An 18,090-nucleotide genomic window follows, 5' to 3' on the forward strand; every position below is an offset into this window, starting at 1 on the left:
TTGTAATGCGTCCGTCATGTGGCAGCGAGGCAAAAACGGCTGATAGTGGTATTCGGGGATTTTGGTTCAGCGGCCGGATCTGTGTTGCCTGATCTGGCGCTATCGCTGGCTTGCCAACGATAGCGCCAGTCAAAGCACCGAAAGTGCTGGATCAGTCTGTCGGCACTAACTTGTCCAGCACCCGATTGACGGCCAGTTCTGCCAGCATCACCACCTGAGCGATGCCTTGCAGGGTCTTGCGGTGCGTGCCTTCAACCATTGCCACATGGTTGTGCAGCAACACGATGGCCGAGCCGAGGGTTTCACTGGCGTCCGCGATCAGGGATTCGGTGTCGGCCTCGGGGTGCGCCATGTACAGGGTGTTGGGTTTGTAGGGCGCGGCCATGATGGCTGCAGTTGGCGGGCCGAGATAGTGGTCGAGGGCGCGCTCGGCGGCTTCGTGGAATTTCTTTGAATCGAGTGATTCGTAAGGGGATGCCGGATCAGGGATCGGCGGGTTAGGCGTTGGTTTGAACATTGAGTCTTGCTCCAGAAGAGCCGCAGCCATCTCGCTACTAAACGAAAGGGGTGGCAGCTGTGCGCAAGTTAGTAGACCGGCAGAAGACTCAAGATCCGGCGCACCCGAAGATGCCATGCGCACAGCCACCATCAAATGCAAGCGAACGCCCGACTGGATGATTCTTGTGCAACCGTAAGTCTACTGAACCGGGCTACTAAACCCGATCACTGGGAATCAGTGACCCGATCAAGTTACGCAGCCCGCCCAAGGCGCACAAGCCGGCGGATTCTGGTGCATGCGTAGGCAGCGGCGCAAGGATTTGTAGGCTGTCGGGCGTAACACTGAGTGTCTTTAAACACGGCGGCTGAAAAGAGTTTATTGCACTACAGAGATCGGGGATTTGCCTGTCGGATTAGTGAATACAAATGTTGTGAACACCAGAATTACCCGTGGGAGCTGGCTTGCCAGCGATGAGGCCAGCACAGGCTTTGAAGATCTCAGGCCGGGGACATTTCTTGTGCCAAGCCGAGAAACGCCGCCGGCAACCGCGCGCCCTTGCGCTCCTTGAGGCAATACAGATACTCGGGAATCTGCGGCGCATTCTCGATGGTCAGCACCCGCAGCTGCGGATCATGCGGCACTTCCTGGCGGGCAATGATGCTGATGCCGATATTGCGCAGCACCGCCTCACGGATCGACTCACGGCTGCCAATCTCCAGCAACGGCCCAAAACTCACCCCGGCACTGGCCAGCAACTCTTCAGTCAGCCGCCGCGTGGTCGAGCCGGACTCGCGCATCAACAAGGTATGCCCGGCCAGAGCGCTCAACGTCACATGCTCCTGCGCTGCCAGCGGATGATTGCGATGCACTGCCAGTACCAGCGGATCAGTGCCGAGCACCCGGCGAATCAGTCGCGCGTCATCGAGCAACTGCGATGACGCGGCGACGTCCACCCGGTAATCCTCCAGCGCTTCGAGCACTTGCTGGGAGTTGCCGATTTCCACCGAGACTTCCACCTGCGGCAAGCGCTCGCGAAAGGTCTTCACCAGATCGAGGATGTAATACGGCGCGGTGGCAGCGATGCGCAACGTGCCCTGCACCTGGCCGCTGTTGCGCAGGAAGAACTCGATATCGGCCTCCTGCTGCAACAGCGCCTTGACCATCGGCAGCAACCGCGCGCCTTCATCGCTGACGCTGAGGCGGCGACCGCCACGGTAGAACAGCTCTACCGAATACTGGCTTTCCAGATTGCGGATCTGCGTGGTCACGGTCGGTTGGCTGAGGCCGAGTTTTTTTGCCGCCAGCGTAATGCTGCCCAGGCGGGCCACCATGTAAAACGCCTTCAGCTCGGCACTCAGCACAACCGTCCCTCTCTTCTATTTGCGCAGCAGGCGCAACCCGTTGAACACCACCAACAGGCTCACGCCCATGTCGGCGAACACCGCCATCCACATGGTGGCGAGTCCGGCGAAGGTTACCCCAAGGAAGATCGCTTTGATCACCAGCGCCAACGCGATGTTTTGTTTCAGGATGCTCGCAGTGTCGCGCGACAGGCTGATGAAGGCCGGGATCTTGCGCAGATCATCGTCCATCAGGGCGACATCAGCGGTTTCAATCGCGGTATCGGTGCCGGCAGCGGCCATGGCAAAACCGATCTCGGCGCGCGCCAGCGCCGGTGCGTCGTTGATACCGTCGCCGACCATGCCGACGCGATGACCTTTACCGTAAAGCTCTTCAATGGCTTGCAGCTTGTCGGTCGGCAGCAAGTCACCCTTGGCCTGATCGATGCCGACCTGCGCCGCAATTGCCTGCGCGGTGTGGACGTTGTCGCCGGTGAGCATCAGGGTTTTCACACCGAGTTCATGCAACTGACGGATCGCTTCGCGGCTGGTCTCCTTGACGGTGTCGGCCACGGCAAACAGCACCAGCGGGCCGGACTGGTCGAGCAGCAGCACCACGGATTTGCCCTGTTTCTCAAGTGCAAAGAGCTTTTCTTCCAATGCCGGCGAGCACAGGCCCAGCTCTTCAACCAGACGATGGTTGCCCAAGTGATAGGTCTGGCCGTTGATATCACCCTTCACACCACGCCCGCCCAGCGCTTCGAAGTTATCCACACTCAACGCGGCGAAGTTTTTATCCACAGCCGCTTTAGCGATGGCCAGCGACACCGGGTGGTCGGAGCGACCGGCCAGTGCGGCAGCAATTGCCGGGGCCGTGGCGTCGGCGGTCGGGTCGAGGGACAGGTAATCGGTCTGCACCGGTTTGCCGTGGGTGATCGTCCCGGTCTTGTCGAGCGCCAGATAGTCGAGTTTGAAACCGCCCTCCAGGTACACGCCGCCCTTGACCAGAATGCCTTTGCGCGCCGCCGCCGCGAGGCCGCTGACGATGGTCACCGGGGTGGAAATCACCAAGGCACATGGGCAAGCAACCACCAGCAACACCAGCGCGCGGTAGATCCAGTCGAACCACGCCGCGCCCATGAACAGCGGCGGAATGATCGCCACAGCCAGGGCAAATACGAACACCACGGGCGTGTAGATTTTCGAGAATTGATCGACGAAGCGCTGGGTTGGTGCGCGTGCGCCTTGTGCCTGTTCGACGGCGTGGATGATTCGCGCCAGGGTCGAGTTGTTCGCTGCGGCGGTGACCGCGTATTCCAGCGAACCGGCCTGGTTGATGGTGCCGGCGAAGACTTTATCGCCGACGGTTTTTTCAACCGGCAGGCTTTCACCGGTGATCGGCGCTTGGTCTATGGTCGAACTGCCGCTGACCACTTCGCCGTCCAGCGCGATGCGCTCTCCGGGTTTCACCCGCACGCGGGCACCGAGTTCGACGCTTTTCACTTCCTGTTCAAGCCAGGTGCCGTCGGCCTGAAGTACCGTGGCCTGCTCCGGCGTCATCTGCATCAAACCGCTGATCGCATTCCGTGCGCGGTCCAGCGAACGCGCCTCGATCAACTCGGCCACGGTGAACAGGAACATCACCATCGCCGCTTCCGGCCACTGGCCGATGAGGATGGCGCCGGTCACGGCGATGCTCATCAGTGCATTGATGTTGAGATTGCGGTTCTTCAGGGCGATCCAGCCCTTTTTATAGGTGGTCAGGCCACCGCTGAGGATCGACACCAGCGCGATGATTGCCACCACCCAGGTTGGCGCGGCGTTGGTGAAGTGGATGACTTCGGCGGCAAGCGCTCCGACACCGGACAGCGCCAATGGCCACCAGTGTTTTTTCACTGGCGCAGCGGTTGGGGTTTCGACGCCCGCCTCCAGCGGCTCGGCCTGCATGCCGAGGGATTTGATCGCATCGATGATCGGCGCGTTGTCCGGCAGCGTGTGGGTCACGCCGAGCACGCGGTTGATCAGGTTGAATTCCAGTTGCTCAACGCCGGCCAGTTTGCCGAGCTTGTTCTGGATCAGCGTCTGCTCGGTCGGGCAGTCCATCGCCTCGATACGGAAACTGCTCAGCCGGGCGTCGGCGCTGGTTTTCTCGCTCAGTTGCACCAACGCGGGCGCGGCGGCTTTCGACGAGCAGCAGGCGTCTTCGTGCGCATGAACCGGGGCCGGCGCAGCAGCTTTCGACCCGCAGCAAGCATCGCCGCCATGTGAATGTTTATGCACAGGCTGCAATTTGTGGCTGTGATCGTGCCCGTCGCCGGGCTTGTGGGTGTGCTGGGAATCGCTCATCGGGTCGCGTCCATGAAGGTGCCTGTTGCCAAGTAAAGACCCTGTAGCCACTATAGGGTCAAGCACCCTTTTGGAGATGGCCGTGATGAAGATCGGAGAACTGGCGAAACTGACCGACTGCGCCGTGGAAACCATCCGCTACTACGAGCGTGAAAACTTGCTGCCGGAACCGGCCCGCAGCGACGGCAACTACCGCGTCTACACCCAGGCCCACGCCGAACGCCTGACCTTCATCCGCAACTGCCGCACCCTCGACATGACCCTCGAAGAGATCCGCAGCCTGCTGGCCATGCGTGACAGCCCGCAGGACCAGTGTGAAAGCGTCAATACGCTGATCGAGGAGCACATCCAGCACGTGAAGGCGCGGATTGATGGCTTGCTGGCTTTACAGACACAGTTGCTCGACCTGCGCCAACGCTGTGGCGAAGGGCCGGGGGCGGATCAATGCGGGATTTTGCAGCGACTGGAAGTGAGTGGCGGAGTTGTCGCGACGGAGGTTGAGCATTCCCATGTTGGCCGCAGCCACGGCCATTAAGAACACCCCAAACCTAATGTAGGAGCTGCCGAAGGCTGCGATCTTTTGATCTTGCTGTTTATAAGATCAAAAGATCGCAGCCTTCGGCAGCTCCTACATAGGGGTACTGCGTATTGCTTGTCAGACCGCCATTGGCGCAGTCATCGGCGCGTGGTGCTCGTAACCTTCCAGCGAGAAATCGCTCGGCTCCACCAGCTCCAGCCATTCCGGCTGATACACACCCGTCTTGGCAAACTCCGGCACGCGATCCGAGATTTTCAGTTTCGGCATGGCAAACGGCTCGCGCTTGAGCTGTTCGTTGAGCATGTCCAGGTGGTTTTCGTAGACGTGGGCGTCACCGATGAAATAGGTGAACCAGCGCGGCGTGTAGCCGGTCAGGCGACCGATCAGGCTCAGCAGCGCGGCGCCTTCGGTGAGGTTGAACGGTGTGCCCAGGCCCAGGTCGTTGGAGCGGATGTAGAGGGTCAGGGAAATCTCTTTGGTCTCGACATTCGGGTGGAACTGATACAGCAGATGGCACGGCGGCAGCGCCATTTCATCGAGTTGGGCGCAGTTCCAGCCGTGGAACAGAATGCGACGGCTGCCCGGATCCTTGATGATCGTGTCGACGCACTGACGCACCTGATCGATGGCTTTGTACAGCACCACGTAGGCCTGACCGTCTTCTTCGCCTTGAGCGATCTGCTTGTAGCCGTTGCTCAGCGTTTGTTCGATGGCCGCGGTGTTGCTCAACGGGATCTGCTTGTACGCCGGCCACTTGCGCCATTGCACGCCGTAGATTTCGCCGAGGTCATCGTCGCCCTGACGGAACGGGTTGGCCAGCCACTGGGCGTTTTCGTTGGCGTTCTGGTCCCAGACCTTGCAGCCCAGCGCACGGAATTCAGCGGCGTTGTTCACGCCACGCAGAAAGCCGCACATCTCGCCGATGGCCGATTTGAAGGCCATCTTGCGGGTGGTGATCGCCGGGAAACCTTCCTGCAGATCGAAACGCAGCATCGCCCCCGGAAAACTGATGGTGTTGATGCCGGTGCGGTTGGCCTGTTTGGTGCCGTTCTGGATGACGTGCGAGACCAGTTCGAGATATTGCTTCATGAGTTACCTGTGTCCTTTGAGCCCCGGCGTCGCGCGCCGGGGTTCGTAGTTTAAGCCGTCGGAGCGAGCGGTGCCGCCGGCGCGCGACGATAGGCCAGCCAGATCAGGAACAGCCCGCCGATGATCATCGGCACGCACAGCACCTGACCCATGGTCAGCCAGTTCCAGGCCAGATAGCCCAGTTGCGCATCCGGGACGCGGACGAACTCGACGATAAAACGGAAGATGCCGTAGAACAGCGCGAACATGCCGGAAACGGCCATGGTCGGACGCGGTTTGCGCGAGAAGATCCACAGGATCAGGAACAACGCCACGCCTTCGAGCGCGAACTGATACAGCTGCGAAGGGTGACGCGGCAGTTGCGCCGGATCGCTGAACGGCGGGAAGACCATGGCCCACGGCACGTCGGTCGCCTTGCCCCACAGTTCGGCGTTGATGAAGTTACCGATACGCCCGGCGCCCAGACCGATCGGTACCATCGGCGCGACGAAGTCCATCAGCTGGAAGAACGACTTGCCATTGCGCTTGCCGAACCACAAGGCCGCCAGCATTACGCCGATGAAACCGCCGTGGAACGACATGCCGCCCTTCCACACTTCGAAAATCAGCGTCGGGTTGGCCAGGTAAGCGCTCAGATCGTAGAACAGCACATAGCCCAGACGTCCGCCGACAATCACGCCCATCGACAGCCAGAAGATCAGATCGGAGAGCTTCTCCTTGGACCAGGTCGGGTCGAAGCGGTTGAGCCGGCGCGACGCCAGCAGCCACGCACCGCCGATGCCGATCAGGTACATCAGACCGTACCAGTGGATTTTCAGCGGACCGATGGCCAGGGCCACCGGGTCGATCTGCGGGTAAGGCAGCATTGCGACTCCTCGTTAGAGTTGAAAGCAGAATTCCCGGGCGACGCTGCCACCTCAGGATTAAGCCAGGATTGCGACGCGATCAAAGCAAAAAGCTTAAACCTACGGTGAACAGCAAAGCGGCGAACAGCCGTTTCAGCAAGCGCGGCGACAACCTGTGCGCCAAACGCGCGCCGAGACGGGCGAACACCATGCTGGTCAGGGCGATGCCCAACAGCGCCGGTAAATAAACAAAACCGAGACTATGGGCCGGCAGCAACGGATCATGCCAGCCCAGAATCATGAAACTTAGTGCACTGGCCAAGGCGATCGGCAAACCGCAGGCAGAAGATGTCGCCACGGCCTGCTGCATCGGCACGCTGCGCCAGGTCAGGAACGGCACGGTCAGCGAGCCGCCGCCAATGCCGAAAATGGCCGACGCCCAGCCAATCACACTGCCGGCCACGGTCAGACCGAGTTTACCCGGCACGGTTCGGCTGGCCTTGGGTTTGACATCCAGCGCCAACTGCACAGCAATCACCAGGGCGAACACACCGATGATTTTTTGCAGATTGGGCCCGGAAATCGCTTCAGCGGTCAGCGCACCGAAACCGGCGCCGAGCAAAATGCCCACGGTCATCCACATGAAGATCGGCCAGCGCACGGCACCGCGTCGATGGTGCTCACGTACCGCGTTGACCGAGGTGAAAATGATCGTCGCCAGCGAAGTACCGACCGCCAAATGGGTCAGAATCGACTGATCAAAGCCCTGCAAGGTAAAACTGAACACCAGCACCGGGACAATGATGATCCCGCCACCAACCCCGAACAGCCCGGCCAGCACGCCCGCACAGGCGCCCAGCGCCAGATAGAGCAGAAATTCCATGACCGTCTCCCAGACGCATCCCCAAAACCGGAGCGGCATGGTAACGGATGCACACCCTCAGGCGGAACTGGCGATGGATGCACGGACGCCGGATGCGTAGAGTGGGCAAAAACACACAAGGACCACCTTATGTGCCTGATTGTTTTCGCCTGGCGCCCGGGCCATGCCCAGCCGCTGATCGTCGCGGCCAACCGTGACGAGTTCTACGCCCGGCCAAGCCTGCCGCTGGCGCAATGGCCGGAAGCGCAGCATGTGCATGCCGGGCGTGATCTTGAGGCCGGCGGGACTTGGCTTGGGATCGGCGCCAACGGCCGCTTTGCCGCGCTGACCAACATTCGCGATCCGCATCAACCGCCGGCGCGCAAGTCGCGAGGCGAGTTGGTGGCGCGGTTTCTCACAACTGATCTGTCGATTGATGATTATTTGATCGATGTGGTTGGTCGCTCGCCGGAATACGCCGGGTTCAATCTGCTGCTCGGCAACAGCCATGAGCTGTGGCATTTCAATGCGCGGATGTCCGAGCCGGTGATGCTGGCATCCGGGGTCTACGGGTTATCCAATGCCGGGCTGGACACGCCGTGGCCGAAGTTGCTCAAGGCCAAGGCCGCGTTGAGCGCAGTGCTGGAGGATCCGCAGCCTGAACGCTTACTGGGATTGTTGAGCGATGCGCAGACGGCGCCATTCAGCGAGTTGCCGGATACCGGCGTGGGGCTGGCGACTGAATCATTGCTGTCGAGTGTGTTTATTGCCAGCCAGAGTTACGGGACGCGGGCGAGTACCGTGCTGATTGTGCAGGCGGATGGGACGCGGCGGATGGTGGAGCGCAGCTTTGGGCCGTATGGGGGGCATTTGGGCGAGGTGGAGATTCTGCTTTAGCAGTGCCTGGAGGGATGCCATCGCTGGCAAGCCAGCTCCCACAAGTGTCTCGAGTGCCCACAAATGTCGTGTTCACTGAAGATCCCTGTGGGAGCTGGCTTGCCAGCGATGGGGCCATCAGCCTTTTACAGGGCTTTGTTGACCGCCGGCGGATTGATCTTCGACAACCCAAGGTTCTTCAGCGCCAACTGCAACGAGCTGTGGATAACTTGCGGGTTATCGATGGTCATCAACTCCGCCAGCAATTCCTTGGCCTTGCTCAAATTCACTTGGCGCAGCATCCACTTCACCTTCGGCAAGTTGGTGGCGTTCATCGACAGGCTGTCGAAGCCCATCGCCATCAACAGCACTGCCGCTGCCGGATCACCGGCCATTTCACCGCAGATGCTCACCGGCTTGCCTTCGGCATGGGCGTCGCGCACCACGTTTTGCAGGGCTTGCAGCACCGCCGGGTGCAGGTAGTCGTAGAGATCGGCGACGCGCGGGTTGTTACGGTCAACCGCCAGCAAGTATTGAGTCAGGTCGTTGGAGCCGACCGACAGGAAGTCCACCTGCCGCGCCAGTTCCTTGGTCTGATACACCGCTGCCGGAATCTCGATCATCACGCCAATCGGCGGCATCGGCACGTCGGTGCCTTCGTCGCGCACTTCGCCCCAGGCCCGGTGGATCAGGTGCAGGGCTTCTTCGAGTTCGTGGGTGCCGGAGATCATCGGCAGCAGAATCCGCAGGTTGTTCAAGCCCTCGCTGGCCTTGAGCATCGCGCGGGTCTGCACCAGGAAGATTTCCGGGTGGTCGAGGGTGACGCGAATGCCGCGCCAGCCGAGGAACGGGTTGTCTTCCTTGATCGGGAAGTACGACAGCGACTTGTCACCGCCGATGTCGAGGCTGCGCATGGTCACCGGTTGCGGATGGAACGCGGCGAGCTGTTCGCGGTAGATCGCCAGTTGTTCCTTCTCGCTCGGGAAGCGCTGGTTGATCATGAACGGCACTTCGGTGCGGTACAGACCGACACCTTCGGCGCCACGCTTCTGCGCCCGCGCCACATCGGCCAGCAGGCCGGTGTTGACCCACAGGGGCATGCGGTGACCATCGAGGGTCACGCACGGCAGGTCGCGCAGGGTGTCGAGCCCCAGCGCCAGTTGTTTCTCTTCTTCCACCACCTCGGAGAACTGCTTGCGCAGCACGTCGCTGGGGTTGGTGTAGACCTCGCCGCGTGTGCCATCGACGATCATCTCGATGCCGTCGACCTTGGCGTATGGCAGGTCAACCAGCCCCATCACCGTCGGAATGCCCATGGCCCGGGCCAGGATCGCGACGTGGGAGTTACCCGAGCCGAGTACCGACACCAGACCGACCAGCGTGCCCTCAGGCACCTCGCCAAGCATCGCCGGCGTCAGTTCTTCGCTGACCAGAATGGTTTTTTCCGGGTAGACCAGGTTCTGCTGACGCTCTTCCTGCAAATAGGCGAGCAGGCGGCGGCCGAGGTCTTTGACGTCCGACGCGCGCTCGCGCAGGTAGGCGTCGTCCATCAGTTCGAAGCGATTAACGTGTTCGGTGACCACTTGGCGCAACGCGCCTTGGGCCCACTGGCCGGTCTTGATCACGGTGGTGATTTCGCTGCCCAGCGAGGCATCGTCGAGCATCATCAGGTAGACGTCGAACAGCGCGCGCTCTTCCGGGCGCAGCTGGGTGGCCAGTTTGGCCGACAACGCGCGCATGTCGGCGCGCACGCCTTCGATGGCAGTCTTGAACAGCGCCAGTTCAGCGTCGATGTCAGTGATGGTCTTGTCCGGCACCACGTCCAGATCGGCGGGCGGCAACATGACCACCGCGGTACCGACCGCCGCACCCGGCGAGCCCGGCACGCCAACGAACTTGGCTTCCTGAATGCCTTTGCCCTGACGGCCCAGACCGCGAATCGAACCGGTGGCCTCGGCGTGGGCGATAACGCCGGCGAGCTGCGCGCTCATGGTCACGAGGAAGGCTTCTTCACCTTCATCGAACTGGCGGCGTTCTTTTTGCTGGATGACCAACACGCCGACGACGCGGCGGTGGTGAATGATCGGCGCGCCGAGGAACGAGGCGTAGCGCTCTTCGCCGGTTTCGGCGAAGTAGCGATAGCGCGGGTGATCCGCGGCGTTTTCGAGGTTCAGGGGTTCTTCACGCGTGCCGACCAGACCGACCAGACCTTCGTTGGGTGCCATGCTGACCTTGCCGATCGAGCGCTTGTTCAAGCCCTCGGTGGCCATCAGGACGAAGCGATTGGTCTCGGGATCAAGCAGGTAGACCGAGCAGACCTGGCTGCCCATGGCCTCTTTGACGCGCAACACAATAATCCCCAACGCCGCCTTGAGATCCTTGGCGGAGTTAACTTCCTGGACGATCTTGCGCAGCGTATTGAGCATGGCTCGGGGTCGAACTCCGTCGTCAGTCGCGCGCTAAAAGGCGCGGGGCAAGCTCTTTGAGGGCGCGGCGATACACCTCGCGCTTGAATGTCACCACCTGGCCCAACGGATACCAATAGCTGACCCAGCGCCAGCCATCGAACTCCGGTTTACCGGTCAAATCCATCCGCACCCGCTGCTCGTTCGAGATCAGGCGCAGGAGAAACCATTTCTGTTTCTGGCCGATGCACAGCGGTTGGCTGTGGGTACGCACCAGACGTTGCGGCAAACGATAGCGCAACCAGCCCCGGGTACAGGCCAGTATTTCAACATCTTCACGTTCCAGGCCAACTTCTTCGTTCAGCTCGCGGTACAAGGCGTCTTCCGGCGTCTCTTCAGGGTTGATTCCCCCTTGCGGAAACTGCCAGGCATCTTGATTGATACGGCGAGCCCATAGCACCTGGCCGGCGTCATTCGTCAGAATGATCCCGACATTGGGGCGGAAACCATCGGGGTCGATCACGGCAACAACCTCGCAAACGCATGTCGCCGCATTGTTCCACAAAGGTTGATAAGGCGGCAACGAGGCTTCCTACCTTATGTGAACTCTTGTGAAAAGACCGTATTCTTGTCGCCTTTTTACTGACTTATCAGCGGGTAACTGCAATGCGCCTGGCACTCTTCGATTTGGACAACACCCTTCTGGGCGGCGACAGCGATCACGCTTGGGGCGACTATCTGTGCGAACGCGGCTTCCTTGACCCGATCGCATACAAGGCGCGCAACGACGAGTTCTATCAGGATTACCTGGCCGGCAAGCTGGATAACGCCGCCTACCTGAACTTCTGCCTGGAGATCCTCGGCCGCACCGAAATGGCCGTGCTCGATCAATGGCACAGCGACTACATGCGCGACTGCATCGAACCGATCGTGCTGCCCAAAGCGCTGGAGCTGCTGAAAAAGCACCGCGACGCCGGCGACAAACTGGTGATCATCACCGCGACCAACCGCTTCGTTACCGCGCCGATTGCCGTGCGTCTGGGCGTTGAAACCCTGATCGCCACCGAGTGCGAAATGGTCGATGGCCGTTACACCGGGCGCAGCACCGACATCCCGTGCTTCCGTGAAGGCAAGGTGACGCGCCTGAACCGTTGGCTGGAAGAGACCGGGCATTCGCTGGACGACAGCTATTTCTACAGCGATTCGATGAATGACTTGCCGCTGCTGGAGCAGGTGGCGAATCCGGTGGCGGTGGATCCGGATCCGAATCTGCGTGCTGAAGCCAAAAAACGTGGCTGGCCGGTCATGACTCTGCGCGACTGATGACGCCATCGCTGGCAAGCCAGCTCCCCCAGGTTTCTCGGTCGTCCACATAATCTGTGTTCACCGAAAATCCCTGTGGGAGCTGGCTTGCCAGCGATTGGGGGCAACGCGATCTCAAGCCTTAAACCGGCTTGGCCCCCATCAACGCCGCAATGGCGAGAAACCCGACGCCGCTGACAATCGCCAGCGCCAGATTGAATTTCCGGTTGCCAACCCCTGTTGTCCACAGCCGATTCAGCCGCACCAGCAGCCAGACTGCACTGAACGTGGCCACGGCATAGATCACGCTGGAACCCAGAATCCACAACTGCCCCAACGGCCAGCCGATCAGGTGCACCAGCCACCAGCCGGTGAAGGGCATGCTGAACATGCCGAGCAGCATCAAACACCAGACAAACAACCACGGACGCTGCATCGTGCTCGCCGGCCCTTCGCTGCGATTACGCCAGGAAAGCGCGGCGAGCCCCAGCCCGCTCACGAGGATCACCACGGTCGCCGCGACGTGAAGGACTTTCAAGGTGGTCAGGGTTTCCATGTGTTTCTCTTCCTTGGGTCATGCCCATCAGCGTAGCCGTTCAGCCAAGAAACAGCTGATAGGCCGGGTTCTCGCTTTCATCCCAGTATGGGTAGCCGATTTCCTCAAGCGCCGCCGGCACCAGATGACGCTCGTCATGGGGTACTTGCAGGCCTGCGACCACCCGGCCATCCGCCGCACCGTGGTTGCGGTAGTGGAACATCGAAATGTTCCAGCGCCCGCCGAGCTTGTTGAGGAAGTTGAACAGCGCGCCCGGGCGCTCCGGGAATTCGAAGCGGAACACCACTTCATCGATCACATGCGCCGCGTGCCCGCCGACCATGTGGCGGATGTGCAGCTTGGCCAGTTCGTTGTCAGTCAGGTCGAGTACCGGGAAACCCTGCTCGGTCAGGCTCGCCAGCAAAGCGCTGCGCGGGTCGTTTTCCGGGTGGGTCTGCACACCCACGAAGATGTGCGCTTCGCTACCGGTGTTGTAGCGATAGTTGAATTCGGTGATCTGGCGTTTGCCGATGGCTTCGCAGAACGCCTTGAAGCTGCCGGCCTTCTCGGGGATGGTCACGGCGATGATCGCTTCGCGGCCTTCGCCCAGCTCGGCGCGTTCGGCAACGTGACGCAAGCGGTCGAAGTTGACGTTGGCACCCGAGTCGATGGCAACGAAGGTCTGACCGCTGACGCCGCGCAATTCGACGTACTTTTTGATCCCGGCCACGCCCAGGGCGCCGGCAGGTTCGGTGATCGAGCGGGTATCGTCGTAGATATCCTTGATCGCCGCGCAGATCTCGTCGGTGCTGACGGTGATCACTTCATCGACGTAGTCTTTGCAAATGTCGAAGGTATGCTGGCCGATCTGCGCCACAGCCACACCGTCGGCGAAGATGCCCACGGTCGGCAACACCACGCGTTCGCCGGCAGCCATGGCGGCTTGCAGACAGTTCGAATCGTCCGGCTCGACGCCGATGACTTTGATGTCCGGACGCAGGTATTTCACATACGCCGCGATGCCGGCAATCAGACCGCCACCACCCACCGGAACGAAAATCGCGTCCAGCGGTTGCGGGTGCTGGCGCAGAATCTCCATCGCCACGGTGCCCTGCCCGGCAATGGTGTGCGGATCATCGTAGGGATGGATGTAGACGTAGCCTTTTTCATCGACCAGTTTCAGCGAGTAGGCCAGCGCTTCCGGAAACGAATCACCGTGCAGCACCACTTTGCCGCCGCGCGAACGCACGCCTTCGACCTTGATCTCCGGGGTGGTCTTGGGCATCACGATAGTGGCTTTGACGCCCAGCACTTTCGCCGCCAGGGCCAGGCCCTGTGCATGGTTGCCCGCCGACGCGGTGACCACGCCACGGGCGCGCTCTTCTTCGGTCAGTTGGGTCAACTTGTTGTAGGCGCCGCGAATCTTGAAGGAGAACACCGGCTGCAAGTCTTCGCGCTTGAGCCAAATGTCATTGCCCAGCCGCTCGGAGAGCTGGCGAGCGTTCTGCAGCGGAGTTTCTACGGCAACGTCATAAACGCGCGAGGTGAGGATCTTTTTGACGTACTGTTCGAGCATCGGAAAGCATCACTGAGCGGGTTGGGCAGGGCCAAGGAGTCTAACCCGGCTTTTGCCCGTACGACCACACGATTGCAGAGGTTTTAGCCCGGCTTGAGGCTATAATGCCGGCCTTTCCGTTCTCACCTTGCCCGCTTCCGGAGCCCGCATGACCCAGGATCAACTCAAACAGGCAGTGGCTCAGGCCGCCGTCGACTTCATCCTTCCGAAACTCGACGACAAGAGCATCGTCGGGGTCGGCACCGGCTCCACCGCCAACTGCTTCATCGATGCACTGGCTCAGCACAAGGGTGCATTCGATGGCGCAGTCGCCAGCTCCGAAGCCACCGCCGCACGCCTGAAGGGCCACGGAATTCCGGTGTATGAGCTGAACACCGTCAGCGATCTGGAGTTCTACGTCGACGGCGCCGATGAAAGTGACGCGCATCTGAATCTGATCAAGGGCGGCGGCGCGGCCCTGACCCGCGAGAAGATCGTCGCGGCCGTGGCCAAGACCTTCATTTGCATCGCCGATGCCAGCAAACTGGTGCCGGTGCTGGGCGAGTTCCCGCTGCCGGTCGAAGTGATCCCGATGGCTCGCAGCCACGTCGCTCGCGAACTGGTGAAACTGGGCGGCGACCCGGTGTACCGCGAAGGCGTGCTGACCGACAACGGCAACATCATCCTGGATGTGTTCAATATGCAGATCACCAACCCGGTGGAGCTGGAAGCGCAGATCAACGCGATTGTCGGCGTGGTCACTAACGGTCTGTTCGCGGCGCGTCCGGCGGATTTGTTGTTGTTGGGCACCCCTGAAGGCGTGAAAACCCTCAAGGCTGAATAAGCCTGATGGCCCACAAGTATTGGGCATACAAATAAACCTGTGGGAGCTGGCTTGCCAGCGATGAGGCCGTCAGACTCAACTACAAAGTTGACTGACAGACCGCCATCGCTGGCAAGCCAGCTCCCACAGTTTTTTGTATTGTTGGTTAGTTCGGGGCTGGTTTTTTGAAGACGTAAAACAAATTCGGCTCGCTCACCAGGTACAACGTCCCGTCATCATCCATCGCAATGCCTTCCGCCTGCGGCACGGTTTTCTGCAAGCCCTGCCGGCCCTTGTTCAGGGACATGGTGCTCAACGGGCGCCCGTCGACATCCAGCTCCAGAATCAGCCGCGACTCGTCCGACAGCGCCAGCAAATGGCCGCTGCGCTCGTCGTATTGAAGGCTCGACAGATCGCGCACGAACATCCCGGCATCGCGCTTGGGATTGTTGATCACGTGCACCGCGTAGGACTTTTCCGGATTGAAGTGAGGAAAGCCGTGCACTTCATAGATCAGCATCGGATCGCGTTCCTTGGCCACGAACAGGCGTTTACCCACCGAGTCGTACGCCAGGCCTTCAAACCCCTTGTTGCCCGCCATGTGCACACCGAGGGTCATCTGCTCGGCGTCCGCCGCATCGAGGAATGTAGTGTCTTGCTCCAGATGAATCTTGATCAGCCGCTGCTGGCGCTCATCGGTGATCACGTAAGTATCGGCACTGATGAACTCGACCGCCTCCGCGTCGCCGAAGCCAATCAGCGGGATGCGCCGCAGGATCTTGCCCTCCAGCGACAGCTCGACCAGTTCGGAATTCTTGTTGGTCACGGTAAACAGACTTTTGCGCACCGGATCGTAGGTCAGCGCCGACACATCGTCGTCCAGTCCATCAATGACGCGCGCTTCGATGTCCACACGATATTGATCCAGATCGATCGCTTCGCTGCTCAGCGGCTGCCAGAGCAAGTGCAGATTGAACCAGGCGCGCTCGAACAGGCGCATGTATTGGCCGATCGCGATCAACGCGATCAGGGTAATCACCGACAGGATGATGACTATGGGTTTGGGACGGGCAAGTCGACGCATTCGGGCGGGCTCGGAATCAAAACAGGCGGATGAAATATCACGCCTGTCTGAACTGAAGCTTAATGGCCACTTGCCTGCGACGACAAGTGAACCCTGCGGCAGCTCCTACAGGACCATCATTTGTGCTTTTCGAAGCGATAGAACAGATTCGGCTCACTGACCATGTACAGCGTGCCCGCCTCGTCCATGGTCACGCCTTCAGCGCGCGGGATGGTTTTCTTCAGACCGTTGAAACCGCCGAGCAGGGTCATGAAGCTGACTTGTTCGCCCTTCTCGTCCAGCTCCAGCAGCAAGTGCGAATCGGCGGAAAGCACCAGCATGTGGCCAGTGCGCGGATCAATCGCCAGAGCAGACAGATTGCGGATATCCAGCTCATCACTGTCCAGCTTCCGCTTGTCGCCCTTCAGGGCCTGGTTACCATCGCTCTTCCAGGTGAACAGCGCCGGCGGTCGTTCCTCGCCCAGCCACAGTTGCTGATTGTGCGGGTCCCAGGTGATGGCTTCGAAAGCCTTGTTCTGGTCTTTCGACGGGCCGAGGTCGTATTTGGGGAAGTTGGCGATGTTGAGCTCACGGGTGTCAGCATCGACTTTGACAATCGACAGCGTGTGCTGACGCTCATCGACGATCGCCATCAGGCCGTTTTCCATGACGGTCAGGCCTTCCGGATTGCTCCAGCCCACCAATGGCATCTTGCGCAACACATCGCCTTGCAGGGTCAGCTCGGCGAGGAACGGATTTTTGCCCATCACCGAGAACAGGGTTTTGGTTTGCGGGTTGTAAGCCAGGTCCGAAGCTTCGTCCTTTTCCATGCCTGCCAGCGGCTTGGCATCGATCACCGCACGGTAGTCCGGCAGCCAGATGCTTTCCTTTTGCTCCGCCGTGCTTTCGAAGCGCTCCAGCACCCACAGCACGCCCCGGTCATCCCAATGCATGGCGAACGCCACCCCGTACGCCGCAGCAATCGCCAACAGCAGCCAGGCATACCAGCGCAGGGCAAAACGTGAGCGGCGAGGGGATTTGAGCTGAGTTTGAGATGACATCGAGAGACGCGTTCCGAAAATTCAGGCTATGGGTAATAGCACAAAGAGGCCGGCTGAGACGCCAGAATTGCGGAAATTATCCAGACGGGATGTGAAAAAAACGGCAAATGGCGCGATTGCCCTGCACCGTTGCGGGAAGGATCACAAAACTCTGTAGGAGTGAGCCTGCTCGCGATGGCGCCAGGTCAGTCAGCATATTTGTTAACTGACAGACCGCTATCGCGAGCAGGCTCACTCCTGCAGGGGTATTCGTTGAATCAGCGCACGCTGCTGTTGAAGCTGCTGGCGCCGACCAGTTCCAGCACGATGTCGTCGCCGACGTTCAACGGGCCGACGCCCACTGGCGTGCCGGTGAGGATCACGTCACCGGCCTGCAACGAGAAGCAGCCGGCCATGTGCTGGATCATCGGCACGATCGGGTTGAGCATCGCGCTGCTGTTGCCGTCCTGGCGGACTTCGCCGTTGATGGTCAGGCGGATGCCTATATCAGTCAGATCAGCAAAGGTACTGCCGACCACAAACGGCGCAAGTACCGCCGCGCCGTCGAACGACTTGGCGATTTCCCACGGCAAGCCCTTGGATTTCAGCTCGGCCTGTTTGTCGCGCAGGGTCAGATCCAGCGCCGGGGCGAAACCGGAGATCGCGTCCAGCACTTCTTCACGGCTTGGCTTGGTGGACAGCGGCTTGCCGATCAACACGGCAATTTCCGCCTCGTAGTGCACCGAACCGCGCTCGGTCGGAATGCTGAAACTACCTTCCAGCGGCACCACGCAACTGCCCGGTTTGATGAACAGCAGCGGCTCGGTAGGCACCGGGTTGTCCAGTTCCTTGGCGTGTTCGGCGTAATTACGGCCAATGCACACCACTTTCCCAAGCGGGAAGTGAATGCGCGTGCCGTCGACGTACTGGTGCTGATAGCTCATTTACCGACTCCTGCCTTCATTGATTCAT

General features: G+C 60.4%; 17 protein-coding genes. 4 read left to right on the plus strand and 13 right to left on the minus strand.

Annotation, left to right across the window (positions count from 1 at the left end):
• Positions 1–151: 151 nt before the first annotated feature.
• The 3 genes from PSH79_RS26355 to PSH79_RS26365 form a co-directional block, all read right to left on the minus strand.
• Positions 152–517 (minus strand): DUF6124 family protein, encoded by a 366-nt coding sequence (locus tag PSH79_RS26355; RefSeq protein WP_305440349.1) that lies wholly within the window; start codon positions 515–517, stop codon positions 152–154.
• A gap of 479 nt (positions 518–996) precedes the next feature.
• The gene (locus PSH79_RS26360; protein WP_305440350.1) at positions 997–1,860 is read right to left on the minus strand and encodes a LysR family transcriptional regulator; all 864 of its coding nucleotides are present in this window, start codon (positions 1,858–1,860) and stop codon (positions 997–999) included.
• A gap of 15 nt (positions 1,861–1,875) precedes the next feature.
• Positions 1,876–4,185 carry a heavy metal translocating P-type ATPase gene (locus PSH79_RS26365; protein WP_305440351.1) on the minus strand — a complete coding sequence of 770 codons (2,310 nt, stop codon included), beginning with the start codon at positions 4,183–4,185 and terminating at the stop codon, positions 1,876–1,878.
• 85 nt (positions 4,186–4,270) lie between these two features.
• Here PSH79_RS26365 and cadR point away from each other — a divergent pair, with 85 nt between their 5' ends.
• Positions 4,271–4,720, plus strand: a complete 450-nt coding sequence (gene cadR, locus PSH79_RS26370; RefSeq protein WP_305444095.1) for a Cd(II)/Pb(II)-responsive transcriptional regulator — start codon at positions 4,271–4,273, stop codon at positions 4,718–4,720.
• Between the two features lie 120 nt (positions 4,721–4,840).
• Here the strand turns inward: cadR and PSH79_RS26375 are convergent, their stop codons facing one another.
• The 3 genes from PSH79_RS26375 to PSH79_RS26385 form a co-directional block, all read right to left on the minus strand.
• On the minus strand, positions 4,841–5,812 hold the full coding sequence (locus tag PSH79_RS26375) for a thymidylate synthase (RefSeq protein ID WP_064589686.1): 972 nt from the start codon (positions 5,810–5,812) through the stop codon (positions 4,841–4,843).
• Positions 5,813–5,862: 50 nt separating this feature from the next.
• Positions 5,863–6,678, minus strand: a complete 816-nt coding sequence (gene lgt / locus PSH79_RS26380; RefSeq protein WP_103304351.1) for a prolipoprotein diacylglyceryl transferase — start codon at positions 6,676–6,678, stop codon at positions 5,863–5,865.
• 79 nt (positions 6,679–6,757) lie between these two features.
• Positions 6,758–7,540, minus strand: a complete 783-nt coding sequence (locus PSH79_RS26385; protein ID WP_305440352.1) for a sulfite exporter TauE/SafE family protein — start codon at positions 7,538–7,540, stop codon at positions 6,758–6,760.
• A 129-nt stretch (positions 7,541–7,669) separates the two neighbouring features.
• Between PSH79_RS26385 and PSH79_RS26390 the strand changes: the two genes are divergently transcribed.
• On the plus strand, positions 7,670–8,416 hold the full coding sequence (locus tag PSH79_RS26390) for an NRDE family protein (protein WP_305440353.1): 747 nt from the start codon (positions 7,670–7,672) through the stop codon (positions 8,414–8,416).
• Between the two features lie 125 nt (positions 8,417–8,541).
• Here PSH79_RS26390 and ptsP read toward each other — a convergent pair whose 3' ends face one another.
• Both ptsP and PSH79_RS26400 read right to left on the minus strand, forming a co-directional pair.
• Entirely contained in the window at positions 8,542–10,821 is a 2,280-nt protein-coding gene (gene ptsP, locus PSH79_RS26395) for a phosphoenolpyruvate--protein phosphotransferase (protein WP_100846914.1), read from the minus strand.
• Positions 10,822–10,843: 22 nt separating this feature from the next.
• The gene (locus PSH79_RS26400) at positions 10,844–11,323 is read right to left on the minus strand and encodes an RNA pyrophosphohydrolase (protein WP_003229203.1); all 480 of its coding nucleotides are present in this window, start codon (positions 11,321–11,323) and stop codon (positions 10,844–10,846) included.
• Positions 11,324–11,466: 143 nt separating this feature from the next.
• Here PSH79_RS26400 and PSH79_RS26405 point away from each other — a divergent pair, with 143 nt between their 5' ends.
• A complete protein-coding gene (locus tag PSH79_RS26405; RefSeq protein WP_305440354.1) occupies positions 11,467–12,123 on the plus strand; it encodes an HAD family phosphatase in 657 nt (218 codons plus the stop codon).
• A 121-nt stretch (positions 12,124–12,244) separates the two neighbouring features.
• On the opposite strand, the gene PSH79_RS26410 is transcribed toward PSH79_RS26405, so the two are convergent.
• Together PSH79_RS26410 and ilvA are read right to left on the minus strand one after the other, a co-directional pair.
• On the minus strand, positions 12,245–12,658 hold the full coding sequence (locus PSH79_RS26410) for a DUF2269 family protein (RefSeq protein WP_305440355.1): 414 nt from the start codon (positions 12,656–12,658) through the stop codon (positions 12,245–12,247).
• Between the two features lie 40 nt (positions 12,659–12,698).
• Entirely contained in the window at positions 12,699–14,213 is a 1,515-nt protein-coding gene (ilvA, locus tag PSH79_RS26415) for a threonine ammonia-lyase, biosynthetic (RefSeq protein WP_305440356.1), read from the minus strand.
• Between the two features lie 148 nt (positions 14,214–14,361).
• Between ilvA and rpiA the strand changes: the two genes are divergently transcribed.
• Positions 14,362–15,036, plus strand: coding sequence for a ribose-5-phosphate isomerase RpiA (rpiA, locus tag PSH79_RS26420; RefSeq protein ID WP_305440357.1), 675 nt, complete (start codon positions 14,362–14,364; stop codon positions 15,034–15,036).
• A gap of 145 nt (positions 15,037–15,181) precedes the next feature.
• Here rpiA and PSH79_RS26425 read toward each other — a convergent pair whose 3' ends face one another.
• The 3 genes from PSH79_RS26425 to PSH79_RS26435 all read right to left on the minus strand — a co-directional run bounded on the left by PSH79_RS26425 (position 15,182) and on the right by PSH79_RS26435 (position 18,062).
• Positions 15,182–16,099, minus strand: a complete 918-nt coding sequence (locus PSH79_RS26425; protein WP_305440358.1) for an SdiA-regulated domain-containing protein — start codon at positions 16,097–16,099, stop codon at positions 15,182–15,184.
• A gap of 116 nt (positions 16,100–16,215) precedes the next feature.
• Complete coding sequence (locus PSH79_RS26430) at positions 16,216–17,139, minus strand: SdiA-regulated domain-containing protein (protein ID WP_305440359.1); 924 nt, start codon at positions 17,137–17,139, stop codon at positions 16,216–16,218.
• 257 nt (positions 17,140–17,396) lie between these two features.
• Positions 17,397–18,062 carry a fumarylacetoacetate hydrolase family protein gene (locus tag PSH79_RS26435; protein WP_305440360.1) on the minus strand — a complete coding sequence of 222 codons (666 nt, stop codon included), beginning with the start codon at positions 18,060–18,062 and terminating at the stop codon, positions 17,397–17,399.
• Between the last annotated feature and the right edge of the window lie 28 nt (positions 18,063–18,090).

The organism is Pseudomonas sp. FP2196 (assembly GCF_030687715.1).
Taxonomy (GTDB): domain Bacteria; phylum Pseudomonadota; class Gammaproteobacteria; order Pseudomonadales; family Pseudomonadaceae; genus Aquipseudomonas.